General features: G+C 74.0%; 15 protein-coding genes. 5 read left to right on the top strand and 10 right to left on the bottom strand.

All coding sequences use genetic code 11. The annotated features are described in order from the left end of the window. Positions 1-66: 66 nt before the first annotated feature. Together ACFOSY_RS22605 and ACFOSY_RS22600 are read right to left on the bottom strand one after the other, a co-directional pair. Positions 67-1,632, bottom strand: a complete 1,566-nt coding sequence (locus ACFOSY_RS22605; protein WP_394309709.1) for an alkaline phosphatase D family protein — start codon at positions 1,630-1,632, stop codon at positions 67-69. Between the two features lie 238 nt (positions 1,633-1,870). Further along, positions 1,871-2,701: an alpha/beta fold hydrolase gene (locus ACFOSY_RS22600; RefSeq protein WP_394309707.1), complete on the bottom strand. Its 831-nt coding sequence runs from the start codon at positions 2,699-2,701 to the stop codon at positions 1,871-1,873. 187 nt (positions 2,702-2,888) lie between these two features. Here ACFOSY_RS22600 and ACFOSY_RS22595 point away from each other — a divergent pair, with 187 nt between their 5' ends. Together ACFOSY_RS22595 and ACFOSY_RS22590 are read left to right on the top strand one after the other, a co-directional pair. Beyond that, complete coding sequence (locus ACFOSY_RS22595) at positions 2,889-3,776, top strand: RNA polymerase sigma-70 factor (protein WP_394309705.1); 888 nt, start codon at positions 2,889-2,891, stop codon at positions 3,774-3,776. 178 nt (positions 3,777-3,954) lie between these two features. Continuing rightward, complete coding sequence (locus tag ACFOSY_RS22590) at positions 3,955-4,716, top strand: GntR family transcriptional regulator (RefSeq protein WP_394309703.1); 762 nt, start codon at positions 3,955-3,957, stop codon at positions 4,714-4,716. A gap of 60 nt (positions 4,717-4,776) precedes the next feature. Here ACFOSY_RS22590 and ACFOSY_RS22585 read toward each other — a convergent pair whose 3' ends face one another. The 3 genes from ACFOSY_RS22585 to ACFOSY_RS22575 all read right to left on the bottom strand — a co-directional run bounded on the left by ACFOSY_RS22585 (position 4,777) and on the right by ACFOSY_RS22575 (position 7,880). After that, the gene (locus ACFOSY_RS22585; protein WP_394309701.1) at positions 4,777-5,934 is read right to left on the bottom strand and encodes an ROK family transcriptional regulator; all 1,158 of its coding nucleotides are present in this window, start codon (positions 5,932-5,934) and stop codon (positions 4,777-4,779) included. 99 nt (positions 5,935-6,033) lie between these two features. Then, complete coding sequence (locus ACFOSY_RS22580; RefSeq protein ID WP_394309699.1) at positions 6,034-6,696, bottom strand: response regulator transcription factor; 663 nt, start codon at positions 6,694-6,696, stop codon at positions 6,034-6,036. A 29-nt stretch (positions 6,697-6,725) separates the two neighbouring features. Then, on the bottom strand, positions 6,726-7,880 hold the full coding sequence (locus ACFOSY_RS22575; RefSeq protein WP_394309697.1) for a sensor histidine kinase: 1,155 nt from the start codon (positions 7,878-7,880) through the stop codon (positions 6,726-6,728). Positions 7,881-7,987: 107 nt separating this feature from the next. Between ACFOSY_RS22575 and ACFOSY_RS22570 the strand changes: the two genes are divergently transcribed. From ACFOSY_RS22570 to ACFOSY_RS22560, 3 genes are read left to right on the top strand one after another with little or no spacing between them, the layout of a single operon-like run. Beyond that, positions 7,988-8,908 (top strand): ABC transporter ATP-binding protein, encoded by a 921-nt coding sequence (locus ACFOSY_RS22570; RefSeq protein ID WP_394309695.1) that lies wholly within the window; start codon positions 7,988-7,990, stop codon positions 8,906-8,908. A 1-nt stretch (position 8,909) separates the two neighbouring features. Further along, positions 8,910-9,635, top strand: a complete 726-nt coding sequence (locus ACFOSY_RS22565) for an ABC transporter permease (protein WP_394309694.1) — start codon at positions 8,910-8,912, stop codon at positions 9,633-9,635. Positions 9,636-9,690: 55 nt separating this feature from the next. After that, positions 9,691-10,128 (top strand): hypothetical protein, encoded by a 438-nt coding sequence (locus tag ACFOSY_RS22560; RefSeq protein ID WP_394309692.1) that lies wholly within the window; start codon positions 9,691-9,693, stop codon positions 10,126-10,128. A gap of 25 nt (positions 10,129-10,153) precedes the next feature. Here the strand turns inward: ACFOSY_RS22560 and mug are convergent, their stop codons facing one another. From mug to ACFOSY_RS22535, 5 genes are all read right to left on the bottom strand, one after another. Next, positions 10,154-10,654, bottom strand: a complete 501-nt coding sequence (gene mug / locus ACFOSY_RS22555; protein ID WP_394309894.1) for a G/U mismatch-specific DNA glycosylase — start codon at positions 10,652-10,654, stop codon at positions 10,154-10,156. Positions 10,655-10,698: 44 nt separating this feature from the next. Next, entirely contained in the window at positions 10,699-12,141 is a 1,443-nt protein-coding gene (gene purB, locus ACFOSY_RS22550) for an adenylosuccinate lyase (RefSeq protein ID WP_394309690.1), read from the bottom strand. 73 nt (positions 12,142-12,214) lie between these two features. Further along, on the bottom strand, positions 12,215-13,006 hold the full coding sequence (locus ACFOSY_RS22545) for an SGNH/GDSL hydrolase family protein (RefSeq protein ID WP_394309688.1): 792 nt from the start codon (positions 13,004-13,006) through the stop codon (positions 12,215-12,217). 93 nt (positions 13,007-13,099) lie between these two features. Next, positions 13,100-14,113, bottom strand: a complete 1,014-nt coding sequence (locus tag ACFOSY_RS22540; protein WP_394309686.1) for a hemolysin family protein — start codon at positions 14,111-14,113, stop codon at positions 13,100-13,102. Beyond that, on the bottom strand, positions 14,110-15,489 hold the full coding sequence (locus ACFOSY_RS22535; protein ID WP_394309684.1) for a hemolysin family protein: 1,380 nt from the start codon (positions 15,487-15,489) through the stop codon (positions 14,110-14,112). Before ACFOSY_RS22535 ends, ACFOSY_RS22540 begins: the two co-directional genes overlap by 4 nt. Positions 15,490-15,496: the final 7 nt, after the last annotated feature.

The following is a 15,496-nucleotide window of genomic DNA, read 5'->3' as shown; positions in this document are numbered from 1 at the left end:
TCACGAACGTACTGTGACTGACGAGTAAAGCCCGCTTCTGTCCTGATTTCTGTCCTGAATGCTGCGTCACTGACCGACAAGGCCCGGCCGGAGTGTCTTCGTGAACAGCACCGTGCCGTCCATCTCCCGCAGCCGCACGGTCAGTTCGCCGCTGCCGCCGTCGATGTCCACCTCGCCGAAGAACTGGTACCCGCCGGCGGGGGAGACGTTGGAGGCGGTGGGCGCCTTCACCCACACCCGCTCCGGACCGAACGTCGCGTCCAGCTCCGAGGCCGGGAAGGCGCCCGCGTTGAGCGGCCCGGAGACGAACTCCCAGAACGGCTCGAAATCGCCGAACGCGGCCCGCGAGGGCTGGTAGTGCTGCGCCGACGTGTGATGCACGTCGGCCGTCAGCCACACCGTCCCGGTGATCCTCCGGTGCTTGACGAACCGCAGCAGCTCGGCGATCTGAAGCTCGCGTCCCAGCGGAGCCCCCGGATCGCCCTGCGCCACCGCCTCGACGTGCGGCCGGCCTTCGGTGGTGTCCGGCACGATCAGCCCGATCGGCATGTCGGCGGCGATCACCTTCCACACCGCACGCGACCGCGCCAGCTCCCGCTTCAGCCAGTCCAGTTGCTCCCGTCCCAGAATGCCCTGCGGGTCGACGGCCTGGTCGCCGGGCGAGTTGGCGTTCCGGTACGTCCGCATGTCCAGCACGAACACGTCGAGCAGCGGGCCCTGCCGCACCACCCGGTGCACGCGCCCCTCCCGGGCGCCGGGCCGAAGCGTCGACACGGGGAAGTACTCACCGAACGCCCGCCGGGCGCGGGCCGCCAGCACGTCCACGCTCTTCTCGGTGTACCGGGTGTCGGTGTCCGCGATCCGCTGCCCCGGGTACCAGTTGTTGCGCACCTCGTGGTCGTCCCACTGGACGACGGACGGGACACGGGCGTTGAACCGGCGCAGGTGCTCGTCCAGCAGGTTGTAGCGGAAGGCGCCGCGGAACTCGGCGAGGGTCTCCGCGACCTTGGACTTCTCCTCGGTGGTGATGTTCCGCCAGAGGCTGCCGTCGGGCAGTTCGGCGGTCGCCGCGATCGGCCCGTCGGCGTAGATGGTGTCCCCGCTGAACAGGAAGAAGTCCGGGTCGAGCCGGGCCATCGCGTCGAAGATGCGGTAGCCGCCGAACGCCGGGTTGATGCCCCAGCCCTGCCCCGCCAGGTCGCCCGACCACACGAACCGCACCCCGTCCCGGCGCCGGTCCGGCACGGTACGGAAGGTGCCGGCGACCGGGGCGCTCGTACGGCGCGGGTCGTCGGGGTCGGTGAGCAGCACCCGGTAGTGGATCTGCTCGCCCGGCGGCAGCCCGCGCAGGCGGGCGGTGCCGGTGAAGTCGGTGCCGGGGCCGATCAACGGGCCGCGCAGCCGCCGGGTGTTGCGGAACGACTCGGTGGCCGAGGTCTCGACGATCATCCGCGCCGGCCGGTCCGACCGCACCCAGACCAGCGCGGAGTCACGGGTGACGTCGCCCGCCTGGACGCCCCACTCGGCCGAGGGCCGCCCCGACCGGGTGAACGCGGGCAGGGCCAGCCCCGCCGAGGCGGCGAGCGAGCCCTTCAGCAGGGCGCGACGGCCGGGCAGCGGACGGTGTGCCATGAGTGTGCCTCCGGGATCCATGGTCCTGTCGGTGTGCACACCACACCTACGCCCCCATCCCGAACACAGGGTGAACAACACGCCTTGACGGGGCGCGGGCAGCCGCGTCCGGACGACACCCTCAGGCGCACGGGCAGCCGCGTCCGGACAGCACCCTCAGGGGCGCGGGGAACTGCGCGACCAGCCCCCACCGGCCCGCACTCGCCCACACCGGCGGACCCGCCCCCCGGCAACGACCTCAGCGACTCCCGTCCAGCAACACCCGCGCCACCAACGCCGGATCGTCGTTCATCGGCACATGCCCGCACCCGGGCAACCGAACCAACCGCGCCCGCGGAATGATCTGCTTCGCCCGCACCCCCTGCCGAGGGATCAGCAGACGGTCCCGCGCCCCCCACGCCACCGTCACCGGAACACCCCGCACGTCCTCCGTGAACCGCACGGACCCGCCCGCCCGCAGCGTACGGGCGAAGCCGGTCGCCTCGGCCAGCGCCCGCGTCTCGGCGACCACCGCCTCCGGCGCACGGCGCCCCGGCCGGGCGTAGATCGTGCTGGTCAGGACGGACCGCCCGACCGCGGACCGGGCCAGGCCCTCGACCACCCGCGGCGGCATCCGCTCCGCGATCCCCCGCATGGCGGCCAGCACGGTGAAGGCGTACCGCCGCTCGGCCTGCGTCCAGAAGCCCGCGGGGGACAGCGCCGTCACCGACCGCACCAGCCGCGCCCGTCCCATCTCCAGGGCCAGCAGCCCGCCCAGGGAGTTGCCGGCGACGTGCGGCCGGTCCAGCTCCAGCGCCTCGCACAGACCGCCGAGCGCGGCGGTCATGGTGGGCAGGTCGTGGTCGAGGCCGTCGGGCAGGGCGGGCGAGGCGCCGAAGCCCGGCAGATCCACGGCGATCACCTCGCGTTCGGTGGCGAGGATGTCCACGACCGGGTCCCAGGCCTGCCGGTGGTGCCCGATGCCGTGCAGCAGAAGCAGTGGTTCACCGCGCCCCACGCGCGCGTAGGACATGGTCACGGTCCCCGGGCCGCGCGGAGTGGTGACCTGACAGGTGACGGTCGCGGACATGAGGTGCTCCTCGTTCCAACTCGCGGGCAAGGTCTTGCGGAAAGGGGGTGTCGCCGGACACCGGGGGCCAGCTTGGCAGCAATCCCTACCGACGGGTAGCCCGTCGCGCCGGCCGCCGTCTCCGACCGCACCCGACCGCCCGGACGCCGCCTGGACACACCCCGTCCCCGTGCGTTGGGATGACACCGTGACCGCCGACACCGCGACCGAGCTCTTCGAGGAACACCGGTCCGTCCTGATGGGCGTCGCCTACCGCATGCTGGGGCGGGTGGCCGACGCGGAGGACGTCGTGCAGGACGCGTGGCTGCGCTGGTCCGGCGGCGACCGGTCCGAGGTGCGCGAGCCGCGCGGTTTCCTGGTGCGGATCACCACCCGCCTCGCCATCGACCGGCTCCGGCAGATCAAGGCGCGCGGCGAGACCTATGTGGGCCCCTGGCTGCCCGAGCCCTACGTCACCGACTACGGCGACACCGTGGCGGACAGCGCCGAGCGGGCCGTGCTCGCCGACTCCGTGTCCCTCGCGGTGCTCGTCGTCATGGAGACGCTGTCCCCGCTGGAGCGCGCGGTGTTCGTGCTGCGCGAGGCGTTCGGCCACCCGTACGCCGAGATCGCCGCCATGCTCGACCGCGGCGAGCCGGCCGTACGCCAGCTCGCCGCCCGCGCCCGCCGCCACGTCGACGAGCGGCGACCCCGCTACGACGTCGACCCCGCCCGCCGCCGCGACCTCACCGAACGCTTCCTGGACGCGGCCGCCGGGGGGGACCTGGCCGGCCTGCTGGAGCTGCTCGCGCCGGACGTCCGGCTCGTCGGCGACAGCGGCGGCAAGGCGCGCGCCCCCCTGCGGGTCCTGGACGGCGCCGACCACGTGGGCCGCTTCTTCGTCGGCGTGGCGGACAAGGGGGTGCCGGACGTGTCCGTGCGCACGGTCGAACTCAACGGCGGGCCCGCCCTGCTCGTGCTGTCCGGCGGGAAGCCCGACACCGTCGTGCAGATCGACGCCGACGGGGACCGCATCCGCACGGTCTACGTGGTCCGCAACCCCGACAAGCTGGCCGCGCTCGCCGCGCTCCCGTAGGCGCGTTCGTTCAAACCCGTGAGCGTCCCCGCCGCACCGTGCGCCGGGGCGCTCTCGCATGGTGTCGATTGGTATTGACCAAGTCCGGTGGCCCCCCTATCGTCGCTGATAAGTGAAACAACCTTTAATAAACAAGGGCGCTAAAACGCCGCCGGACACGGCGATCGTGGAGGACAGGGTGGGGACCACGCAGCTGGAATCGGTGCCGGAACCGAAGTACTGGCATCTGAAGACCGTGCTCAGCGAGGCGCTGGACTCGGAGTTCTCCGTGGGCGAGATCCTGCCCAACGAGCGAGACCTGGCCGCCCGCTTCGGCGTCGCGCGCGCCACGCTCCGGCAGGCCCTGGAACAACTGGAGCTGGAAGGCCGGCTCCAGCGCCGCCGCGGAGTGGGCACCACCGTCGCCCCGCCGCGCATGGGCGTCTCCGTCGGCAGCGAGCAGCACACCTGGCCCGGCGGCCCGCACGACGCGTGGCACGCCGTGGACTGCCGGCTCGAGGTGCCGCCCGCCGCGCTCGCCGAGACCCTGGTGACCGGCAGCGACGAGGCCGTGCACATCGTGCGGCGCTCCCGCGTCTCCCGCGGCCAGCCCGTCGCGTCCGAGCTGCTGTACATCCCGGCCGCCTCGGTGCCCGACCTCTCCGGCATCGACGCCCCGTCCGGCGCGGCGCGCGCCCGCGCGGTGCTGCGCGAACTCCAGCGCCTGGAGCTGGAGCGCCAGGAGAACGCGGTGGAGCTCGGCTCGGCCGGCGCGGACGCGGCGAAGGAACTGGACCGCCTGCCCGGCGCCCCCGTCCTCGTCGTCACCACCCGTCACATCGCCCGCGGCCGTACCGCCGCGCTCTCGGTGGCGACCTACCGCGCGGACACCTGCCGGCTGACCTTCGGCGACTCCGGCGGTGTCGAGATACACCACGGGCCCGAGCGTCAGGCGTCCTGACCGGCAGGCCTCTCACATGGTTTCGACGCGCCGCGGGGTCCGCCCCGCGGCGCGTACCCGTCAGCGACGGGCCGTCACCGTGCCCTCCACGGCGAAGAGCTGCTCCTCGACATGGTCGAGCGCCAGCCGCACCGCGCCCGTCGCCACCGCCGCCTCGCCCAGCAGCGACAGGGCGACCTCCGGCGGGCGCAGGCAGTAACGGGCCAGCTCGCGGCGCAGCGGCTCCAGCACCCCGTCCAGACCGGCCGCCCAGCCCCCGATGACGACCAGCTCCGGGTCGAGCGCCAGCACCAGCGCCGCCACGTCGTGCACCAGCCGCTGGATGAACCTGTCCATCGCCGCCAGCGCCCGCTGGTCGCCCTGCCGCGCCTGCGCGAACACCTGGGCCACGGCCTGCTCGTCCAGCGGGTGCAGCGGCTCGTCCGTGGTCGACAGCAGCGTCTCCGGCGTCGCCTCACGCCCCAGCAGATGCAGCGCGCCGATCTCGCCGGCCGCGCCGCCGTACCCGCGGTGCAGCCGCCCGCCGATCAGCGAACCGGCCCCCGGGCTCAGCCCCGCCATCACGAACACCACGTCGTCGCGGTCCTTCGCCGAGCCCTTCCAGTGCTCCGCGACCACCGCCGCGTTGGCGTCGTTCTCCACCAGCACCGGGCACTTGAAGGAGCGGCCCAGCCGCTCGCCGAGACCCAGCCCCGTCCAGCCGGGCAGCGCCGTGCCCAGCCGCACCGTGCCGTCCGCGTCGACGATCCCGGGGGTGCCCACACCGACCGCCCGCAGCGAGCCGCGCGGCACCCCGGCCCGCCGCAGCAGCTCCGCGACCGCCGTCCGCAGCCGGTCGAGGCGTTCGTCGGCGTCGACCGTCTCGTCCACGTCCCGCACCTGCGCGCCGATCACCCGGCCGTCCAGATCGGCCAGCAGCGCGGCCACCCGGTGCACGCCGATCTCCAGGCCCAGCAGATGCCCCGCCTCCGCCCGGAAGCGGAACCGCCGGGCCGGGCGGCCCTGACGCCGCGCCGCGCCCTCGTCGGCCGCCGCCTCCACGACCAGGCCGGCCTCGATCAGCCCCTCCACGACGCCCTCGACGGTCGGCCGGGACAGCCCCGTCACCCGGGTCACCTCGGTCAGCGTCGCGCAGTCCGTGGCCCGCAACGCGTGCAGCACCACCGCGGAGTTGATCCTCCGCAGCAGCGAGGGATCCCCGCCGGTCAGCCGCCCCACCGTCCGTCCTCCCAGCTCGTACGCGTGTTGCGCGGATCGTACTCGTCAGGCCACCCCCCGGCGACCACCGGGCGGCCACCCCGCACCAGGCCCACCCCCTCAGCCCGGCGCCACGAACCCCGACTCGTACGCCGTGATCACCGCCTGCGTGCGGTCCCGTGCGCCCAGCTTCGCCAGGACCGCGCTCACGTGCGACTTCACTGTCTCCGTGCCGACCACCAGCCGCGCGGCGATCTCGGCGTTCGACAGGCCCCGCGCCATCAGCCGCAGCACCTCGCCCTCCCGTTCGGTCAGCCGGGCGCGGTCCAGCGCGGCGCGCGCCGCGCGGTTGCCGCCGCCGTCGCCGTACTCCGCCGCCAACTGCCGTACGGAGGCGGGGAACAGCAGGGACTCGCCCTCGGCGATCAGCCGCACCGCGTGCACGATCTCCGCGGGCCGGGCCCGCTTCAGCAGGAACCCGTCGGCCCCGGCGCGCAGCGCCTCGTACACGTACTCGTCGTTCTCGAAGGTCGTCACGACCAGGATCTTCGGCGGGTCGGGCACCGTCCGCAGCACCGCGCGCGTGGCCTCGATGCCGTCCAGCAGCGGCATCCGGACGTCCATGGCGACCACGTCCGGCCGCAGTTGCCGCACCAGCGGGATCACCGCCGCCCCGTCGGCCGCCTCCCCGGCGACCTCGATGTCCGGCTGCGCCTCCAGCACGGCCCGCAGTCCCGCGCGCACCAGGGGTTCGTCGTCGACGAGGAGCACTCTGACCGGCATGCGGCCAGCGTAGATCAGCACAGCGTGGATCAGCCCAGCGGCAGTTCGACCCGCACCTGCCAGTCGCCGTCGCCGTCCGGGCCGGTGTCCGCCCGTCCGCCGAGCAGCGCCGCCCGCTCGCGTATCCCGCGCAGGCCGCTGCCCCGGCCGGGGGCGGGCCGCTCGTCCGGCAGCGGATTGCGTACGTCGAGGGTCAGCAGGCCGTCGCCGGCGGTCACCCGGACCCGGGCGGGCACCGCGCCCGCGTGCCGCAGCACGTTGGTCAGGGCCTCCTGGAGGATGCGGTAGCCCTCGCGGGAGACGGGGCCGGGCAGGGCCGCCAGCGGCCCCGTGACCTCGGCGTCGACCGCCGCCCCGGAGGCCCGCGCGGACTCCAGCAGCCGGTCGGCGTCGGTGAGCGTCGGCCGGGCGCTCGCGGGCCGCTCCGACTCGCGCAGCACGCCCAGCACCCGCTCCAGGTCCTCCAGGGCGGCCCGGCCGGTCTCCTCGATGGCCGTGAGGGCGCGTGCGGTGAACTCCGGGCTGTTCGCCGCGCGGGCGGCCCCCGCCTGCACGACCGCCACGGTCAGCGCGTGACCGATGGAGTCGTGCAGCTCGCGCGCGATGCGGGTGCGCTCCAGCAGCTGCTCGGTGCGCTCCTCGACGGCCGCGAGACGCTCGGCGACCGACGGGCCGAGCAGCCGGCGCGCGACTGCGGTGAGGACAGCGCCGCCGCCGGCCACGAGCGCGTACAGCGCGACGAGCGGCAGCGGGGCCAGCAGGCCGAACACCCAGTTCGGAGGACCCGTGACCTGAGCCAGGTCCTCGGTCTCGTGCCCCACCGTCCGCGCGGCCAGCGCGTACGCGATGATGGGCAGCCAGACCGTGGCGTACGCGACGACCCCGCCGAGCAGCGTGCGGAACTCCAGCCACAGCACGGTCCGCCGGCGGTCCCGCCAGGCCGTGGCCGGACGCGTGGCGAAGTCCGGGTCCGCCTCGTCCGGAGTGAGCAGCAACCTCGCCTGCATCACCTCGGCCTCCCGCACCCGCGGCAGCAGCCCCAGCGGCACCAGCACCAGCAGCGGCACCCAGGGCAGCCCCGGCTCGATCCACAGCCACACGCTGACCCCGGCCACCGGCACCCACATGTGCAACAGCCGTGTGTACGTCCTCCCGCGGACCAGCGGGCGCAGCAGCCGAACCATCCCGTCATGGTGTCACCCGGCACCGACAGCGAACTCCCCCGCACGGGGGAGGAACAGCCCGCCCGCGGGGGAGGCCCCGCAGGGGCACGGTCCGCCACGCTGCTGCCATGACCAGCATCGACGTCCGCGACCTCACCAAGGAGTACGGCACAGGACGAGCCGTCGACCACCTCACCTTCACCGTGCCGCCCGGCCGTGTGACCGGCTTCCTCGGCCCCAACGGGGCGGGGAAGTCCACCACCATGCGCCTGGTGCTCGGCCTGGACCACCCCACCTCCGGCTCCGCCACCCTCGGCGGCCGGCCGTACGCGTCCCTGCGTGACCCCCTGCGCCGGATGGGCGCGTTGCTCGACGCCGGCGCCGCGCTCGGCTCCCGCACCGGCCGCGACCATCTGCGCGTCCTGGCGGCGACCCACCGCATCCCGGACCGCCGCGTGGACGAGGTGCTGGAGGAGACCGGGCTGGGCCCGGCGGCCCGCCGCCGGGTGCGGACGTACTCGCTCGGCATGCGGCAGCGTCTCGGCATCGCCGCCGCGCTGCTGGGCGACCCGGAGGCGGTGATGCTCGACGAGCCGTCCAACGGCCTCGACCCGGAGGGCATCGTGTGGATCCGAGGCCTGCTGCGCCGGCTCGCGGACGAGGGGCGGACCGTGCTGGTGTCCAGTCATCTGATGCACGAGACCGCCGCGTTCGCCGACCACCTCGTCGTCCTCGGCCGGGGCCGGCTGCTGGCCGACACCCCGATGCGGGAGTTCGTGGACGCGCGCGTACGGCCCGCCGTACGGGTCCGCACCTCCGACCCCGACGCGCTGGAGAACGCCCTGGCCCGCCACGGCCACCGGGCGGTGCGCCACCCCGACGGCCACTGGGCCGTGCCCGACGCGCGCGTGGACGACATCGGTCGCCTCGCCTCCGCCGAGGGGGTGCCGCTCCTCGAACTCACCGCCGACCAGGGCACCCTGGAGCAGGCCTACCTGGACCTGACCGCCGCCGAGACCGAGTTCGCCACCCAGCCCCAGGAGGCCTGACGTGCACTTCGCCCCCGTCTTCCGCTCCGAGTGGCTGAAGATCCGCACCGTCCGCTCGCTGCTCGCCACCCTGTTCGTGCTGTTCGCGGTGACCACCGCGTTCTCCGCGCTGGCCGGCCTGGACCCCGAGGACCCGGGCGCCGACCCGCTGTTCGCGGCCCTGTCCGGCACCACCCTCGGTCAGATCGCCGCCCTCACCTTCGGCTCCCTGGCCGTGTCCGCGGAGTACCGCGAGGGCGCCGCCGTACGGCTGTCGCTGACGGCGGTCCCGCGACGCGGGCTGTGGTTCGCCGCCAAGGCGGCCGCGATCGCCGCCGTCGTGCTGGCCGTGGCCCTGGTGACCTGCCTCGCGGCGCTGCTCACGGGCCTGGCCGGACTCGGCTCCGCGGCCGACGGCCTGACCACCGCCGACCAGGTCCGCGGAGTGCTCGGCGGCGCCGTCTACCTCACGCTCATGGCGCTGTTCGCGGCCGGACTGGCGACGCTGCTGCGCAGCGGGGTGGCCACCCTGTCGGTGCTGATCCCGTTCATCCTGATCGTGTCGTTCGTGATCGGCGACGCGCTCGGGACGGTCGCCGACTTCATGCCGGACCGCGCGGGACAGACGGTGCTGCACGGTCGGGTCGACGGAACGCTCGGCCCCTGGACGGGACTTGCCGTCACCGCGTGCTGGACGGCCGCGGCCCTGCTGGCCGGGGCGTGGCGGCTGCGCCGTCAGGACGCCTGAGGCCCGGCCGGCTGACACGCCGCCAACTGTCAGTGGCGACGGGTTTACTGGAGCCATGAACCTCGCCCGGCACATCGCGCTCATCGACGAACTGTGCTTCCGGCCCTTCCCGGCGGAGCACGGCCCGTCGGACGTCGGCTTCTCGGGTCCGGGCCACCATGTCGCCGTGCTGGAGTCCGGTGACCGCCCGGACGCCGATCCGGCGGGCTGGGCGGTGACGGTGGACCAGTTCGAGAAGGGCCGCGACGCGGTGTACGAACTGCTCGCCTCCCGCTGGGGCGACTCCGACCCGTACAACCTGCGGACGGTGGAACTGCGCACGGAGCGGGAGGAGATACCCGAGCCGTGGGCCTGGCTCAGTCACCTCGCGGACCTGGCCTGGCTGTGGGAGGTGCGGGGGACCGGCCGCTGGGTCGCGGTCGCGCTCGCCGACCGGGACGCGGCGGACATGGTGCAGCTGCTGGCCGTGGTCACGGAGACGGCGCCGCCCTAGGACCCGCGAGCCCCTCGGACTCCCGTCAGTCCCGCTCCGCCGCCTCCCGCAGCCGCGCGAACTCCTCCGCGAGCGCCGCCGGCGTCCAGTGCGCGTTCAGCCCGCTGGGATTGGGCAGCACCCACACCCGGGACTCGCCGATGGTCCGCACCTGTGGTCCCACCTTGGCCGTACGGTCGTCGAACGCCACGCGGTACGCGGTCACCCCGAGCACCGCCAGCCGGCGCGGACGCAGCCGGGCCACCTTCACGGCCAGCTCCCGCCCGCCCTGCCGGTACTCCTCGGCGGTCAGCTCGTCGGCCCGCGCGGTCGCCCGCGCCACCACGTTGGTGATGCCGAGCCCGTACGACAGCAGTTCGTGCTGCTCCGACGGCGGCAGCAGGCGCGGGGTGAAGCCGGAGCGGTGCAGCGCGGGCCAGAAGCGGTTGCCGGGGCGGGCGAAGTGGTGGCCCGTGGCGGCCGTCATCAGGCCCGGGTTGATGCCGCAGAACAGCACCCGCAGACCGTCCGCGACCACGTCCGGCACGAGGCGGTCGCGGGCGGCCTCCAACTCCTGCTGGGTGAAGCGCCTCAGAGGATCGCCCCGGGGGTGTAGCCGGCGGCCTCCGGGTGCTGCTTCACGATCGCGTCGATGCGGGCGACCACGGTGGCGACCTGGTCGCTCGCGGCGCCCGTGAAGGACAGCTTGTCCGCCATCAGCGCCTCCAGCTCGGCGCGGCCGAGCGGCAGCCGGTCGTCGGCGGCGAGCTTGTCGAGCAGGTCGTTGCGCTCGGCGCCCTGCTCCCGCATGGCGAGCGCGGTGGCGACGGCGTTCTCCTTGATCGCCTCGTGCGCGACCTCACGGCCGACGCCCGCGCGGACCGCGCCCATCAGCACCTTGGTGGTGGCGAGGAACGGCAGGTAACGGTCCAGCTCGCGGGCCACGACGGCCGGGAAGGCGCCGAACTCGTCGAGCACCGTCAGGAACGTCTCCAGCAGCCCGTCCAGCGCGAAGAACGCGTCCGGCAGCGCGACCCGGCGCACCACCGAGCAGGACACGTCGCCCTCGTTCCACTGGTCGCCCGCCAGCTCGCCCGTCATCGAGGCGTAGCCGCGCAGGACGACCATCAGGCCGTTGACCCGCTCGCAGGAGCGCGTGTTCATCTTGTGCGGCATCGCGGACGAGCCGACCTGGCCCGGCTTGAAGCCCTCGGTGACCAGCTCGTGCCCGGCCATCAGCCGGATCGTCTTCGCCAGCGACGACGGGGCGGCGGCCAGCTGCACCAGCGCGGTGACGACCTCGTAGTCCAGGGAGCGCGGGTAGACCTGGCCGACGGACGTGAACGCCTGGGAGAAGCCGAGGTGGCCGGCGATCCGGTTCTCCAGCTCGGCCAGCTTGGCGGCGTCCCCGCCGAGCAGGTCCAGCATGTCCTGCGCCGTGCCGACCGGGCCCTTGACGCCGCGCAGCGGGTAGCGGCCCAGCAGCTCCTCGAGCCGCCCGTACGCCACCAGCAGCTCGTCGGCGGCGGTCGCGAACCGCTTGCCGAGGGTGGTGGCCTGCGCCGCCACGTTGTGCGAGCGGCCGGCCATCACCAGCTCGCCGTACTCCCCGGCCAGCTTGCCGAGGCGGGCCAGCACGGCCACCGCGCGGTCGCGCATCAGCTCCAGCGAGAGCCGGATCTGCAGCTGCTCGACGTTCTCGGTGAGGTCGCGGGAGGTCATGCCCTTGTGCACGTGCTCGTGCCCGGCGAGGTCGTTGAACTCCTCGATCCGCGCCTTCACGTCGTGCCGGGTGACCTTCTCGCGCTCGGCGATGGAGGCCAGGTCCACGGTGTCGAGGACCCGCTCGTAGTCGGCGATCGCCGTGTCGGGCACCTCGATCCCGAGATCCTTCTGCGCCCGCAGCACGGCGAGCCAGAGCTGCCGCTCGAGCCTCACCTTCTGCTCGGGCGACCAGAGCGTGGCGAGCTCGGCGGAGGCGTAGCGTCCGGCGAGGACGTTCGGGATACGGGGCTTGGCGGGCGCAGCAGTCACGTACAGGGAGTCTACTGGCGATTCGTGCAGGCCCGCGCCACGGGGTGACCTGGAGGAACGTACGAACGGACGGTCACGCCGTCTCGAACGGCAGCAGCTCGGGACGCTTGGGCGGCAGGCCGTCGCCCGAGGAGCGGCCGGTGAGCCGGCGGCCGATCCACGGCAGCAGGTGCCGGCGCGCGAACCGGACGTCCTCGACGCGCCGCGCCGCCCAGTGCGGCGGCAGCGTGGCCTCCGGGGGCAGATGCCACTCCGGGTCCTCCGCCGGGTGGCCGAGCGTCTGCCACACCGCTTCCGCGACCCTGCGGTGTCCTTCCCCGGTCAGGTGCAGCCGGTCCACGTCCCACAGCCGGGGGTCGCCGAGCGCGGGCGCCCCGTACAGGTCGACCACCAGCGCGTCGTGCCGGGCGGCGAGCTCGTCGACGCAGGCGAACAGCGCCTCCATGCGGGGGCGGAAGCGCTCCAGCACCGGTCCCTGGCGGCCCGGGCTGCGCATCAGCACCAGCTGCTTGCAGTGCGGGGCCAGCCGCTCCACGGCCTCGGTGAGCAGGTCCCGCACCCGGTTCATGTCGCACTTCGGGCGCAGGGTGTCGTTCAGGCCGCCGACCAGGGTGATCACGTCGGCCCCCATGGCCGCCGCCCGGTCCACCTGCTCGTCGACGATCTGCTGGATCAGCTTGCCGCGCACCGCGAGATTGGCGTACCGGAAGCCGGGCGTGACGGCCGCCATCCGGGCGGCGAGCAGGTCGGCCCAGCCGCGGTAGGTGCCGTCGGGCAGCCGGTCCGACATGCCTTCGGTGAAGGAGTCGCCCAGAGCGACGAGGCTGGTGTACGCGGGGGCGCTGGAGGCGGGGTTCGTCTGCATGGCGACGTAAATGGTAGCCCCTGGCACATACCCGGCGGTCGGTCACCTTCCCTCCGGGCGTCCCCCGGCCTTCCCTCCGGGGGAATGAGCCGCTCAGGCCCGCTGCCCGAACAGCTCCCGCAGCACGTCCTCCATCGTCACCAGCCCCGCCAGCCGCCCGTCCGAGCCGAGCACGGCCGCCAGATGCGTACGGCTGCGCCGCATCGCGGTGAGCACGTCGTCCATCGGCGTGCTCTCCCGGATCCGTGCGATCGACCGCATGTCCCGCAGCCGGAACGGCGTGTCCCGCGGCGAGGCGTCCAGGGCGTCCTTGACGTGCAGGTAGCCCACGATCCGGCGCTGCTCGTCCACCACCGGGAACCGGGAGAAGCCGGACTGCGCCGACAGCCCCTCCAGCTCCTCCGGTGTGACGCCCACGCGCGCGTAGACCACCCGCTCCAGCGGCAGGACCACGTCCCGCACCGGACGCCGGCCCAGCTCCAGGGCGTCGTGCAGCCGCTCACGGGCCCGGTCGTCGATCAGGCCCGCCTCGCCGGAGTCCTTCACGATCTGCGCCAGCTCCGCGTCCGAGAAGGACGCGGCCACCTCGTCGCGCGTCTCCACCCGCAGCAGCCGCAGCAGCGTGTTCGCGAAGGCGTTCACCGTGAAGATCACCGGGCGCAGCGCCCGGGACAGCGCCACCAGCGGCGGGCCCAGCAGCAGGGCGCTGCGCACCGGCTCGGCGAGCGCGATGTTCTTCGGCACCATCTCGCCGAGCAGCATGTGCAGATACGTGGCGAGGGCCAACGCGATCACGAACGACACCGCGTGCCCGGCGCCCTCGGGAACGCCCACCGCGTGGAACACCGGTTCCAGCAGATGGGCGATGGCCGGCTCGGCGACGATGCCGAGGACCAGGGTGCACAGCGTGATGCCCAGCTGTGCCGCCGCCAGCAGGGCGGACACGTGCTCCAGCCCCCACAGCACCCGCTTGGCGCGCCGGTCGCCCTCCTCGGCGTACGGCTCGATCTGGCTGCGGCGCACGGAGATCAGGGCAAACTCCGCGCCGACGAAGAAGGCGTTGGCGACCAGGGTGGCCAGGCCGATCAGCAACTGCACGGCGGTCATCGGCGGGCCCCCGGGTCGGTGTCGGCGGACGCGGACCTGTCACCGTCCGGCCGCGTGGCCGGTCCGTCGTCCTCGCGCGGCGCCCGCAGCAGTACGCGCGCCGCGCGGCGGCCCGACGCGTCCGCGACCTCCAGCCGCCAGCCGGCCACCTCGACGGCGTCCCCGTTCTCCGGTATCCGGCCCAGCTCCGCGGCCACCAGCCCGGCCAGCGTCTCGTACGGCCCCTCCGGGGCGCGCAGTCCGACCCGGGCCAGCTGGTCCAGGCGCGCGGAGCCGTCGGCGGAGAACAGCGTGCGGCCCTCCTCGTCGGCGCCGGCCCGGGCCAGGTCGGGCGTCTCGTGCGGGTCGTGCTCGTCGCGGACCTCGCCCACGACCTCCTCCACGATGTCCTCCAGGGTGGCCACCCCGGCCGTGCCGCCGTACTCGTCGATGACCACGGCCATGGTGCGGCGGCCCGACAGCCGGTCCAGCAGCCGGTCGACGGTCAGCGACCCGGGCACCAGCAGCGGCTCGCGCATCAGCTCCGACACCGGCACCTCGGGACGGCGCCCGGCGGGCAGCGCAAGCACGTCCTTCACATGCGCGGTGCCGACCACCCGGTCCAGCGTCTCGCGGTAAACAGGGAACCGGGACAGCCCGGTCGCGCGCGTCACGGTGGCCACGTCCTCACAGGTCGCGCTCTCCTCCAGGGCGATGACCTGGACGCGGGGCGTCATCACGTTCTCCGCCGTCAGGTCGGCGAGGTTCAGCGTGCGGACGAACAGCTCCGCCGTGTCCGGCTCCAGCGCGCCCTTCTTGGCGGAGTGCCGGGCCAGCGCCGCCAGCTCCTGCGGGCTGCGCGCGGACTCCAGCTCCTCGGCCGGCTCCAGCCCGATCCGGCGCACCATCCGGTTGGCCGAGTTGTTCAGATGGGTGATGAACGGGCGGAAGGCGGCGCTGAAGAAGCGCTGGGCGTTGCCCACCCGACGGGCGACCGCCAGCGGTGCGGAGATCGCCCAGTTCTTCGGCACCAGCTCGCCGACCACCATCAGGAACACCGTCGACAGGCCCGTGCCGATCACCAGCGCCAGCGAGCGGGCCAGCGAGTCCGAGGCGCCCAGGTCTCGCAGCGGGCCTCTGATCAGCGCGGCGATCGACGGCTCCGCGAGCATGCCGACCACCAGGTTGGTGACGGTGATGCCGAGCTGGGCGCCTGAGAGCTGGAAGGTCAGGCTGCGGACGGCCTCGAGCGCGCCGGCGGCCCCCCGCTCGCCGCGCTCCACCGCCCGTTCCAGCTCGGCCCGCTCGACCGTGGTGAGGGAGAACTCGGCCGCCACGAACGCCCCGCACAGGAGCGACAGCGCGATCGCCGCCAGCAGGAGGAGCACTTCGGTCATCGGGTCA

The sequence above is a fragment of the Streptomyces lusitanus genome, assembly GCF_042647945.1.
In the GTDB taxonomy this organism is placed as follows: Bacteria; Actinomycetota; Actinomycetes; order Streptomycetales; family Streptomycetaceae; genus Streptomyces; species Streptomyces pseudogriseolus.
The sequence above is the reverse complement of the archived record's forward strand: the minus strand, read 5'-3'. Positions and strand labels throughout refer to the sequence as shown.

Coding starts and splice junctions, on each gene's coding strand:
- ACFOSY_RS22605 (WP_394309709.1), bottom strand. CDS start 1,632: ATGGCACACCGTCCGCTGCCCGGCCGTCGCGCCCTGCTGAAGGGCTCG.
- ACFOSY_RS22600 (WP_394309707.1), bottom strand. CDS start 2,701: ATGTCCGCGACCGTCACCTGTCAGGTCACCACTCCGCGCGGCCCGGGG.
- ACFOSY_RS22580 (WP_394309699.1), bottom strand. CDS start 6,696: ATGCCGGTCAGAGTGCTCCTCGTCGACGACGAACCCCTGGTGCGCGCG.
- ACFOSY_RS22575 (WP_394309697.1), bottom strand. CDS start 7,880: ATGGTTCGGCTGCTGCGCCCGCTGGTCCGCGGGAGGACGTACACACGG.
- ACFOSY_RS22570 (WP_394309695.1), top strand. CDS start 7,988: ATGACCAGCATCGACGTCCGCGACCTCACCAAGGAGTACGGCACAGGA.
- ACFOSY_RS22560 (WP_394309692.1), top strand. CDS start 9,691: ATGAACCTCGCCCGGCACATCGCGCTCATCGACGAACTGTGCTTCCGG.
- ACFOSY_RS22545 (WP_394309688.1), bottom strand. CDS start 13,006: ATGCAGACGAACCCCGCCTCCAGCGCCCCCGCGTACACCAGCCTCGTC.
- ACFOSY_RS22540 (WP_394309686.1), bottom strand. CDS start 14,113: ATGACCGCCGTGCAGTTGCTGATCGGCCTGGCCACCCTGGTCGCCAAC.
- ACFOSY_RS22535 (WP_394309684.1), bottom strand. CDS start 15,489: ATGACCGAAGTGCTCCTCCTGCTGGCGGCGATCGCGCTGTCGCTCCTG.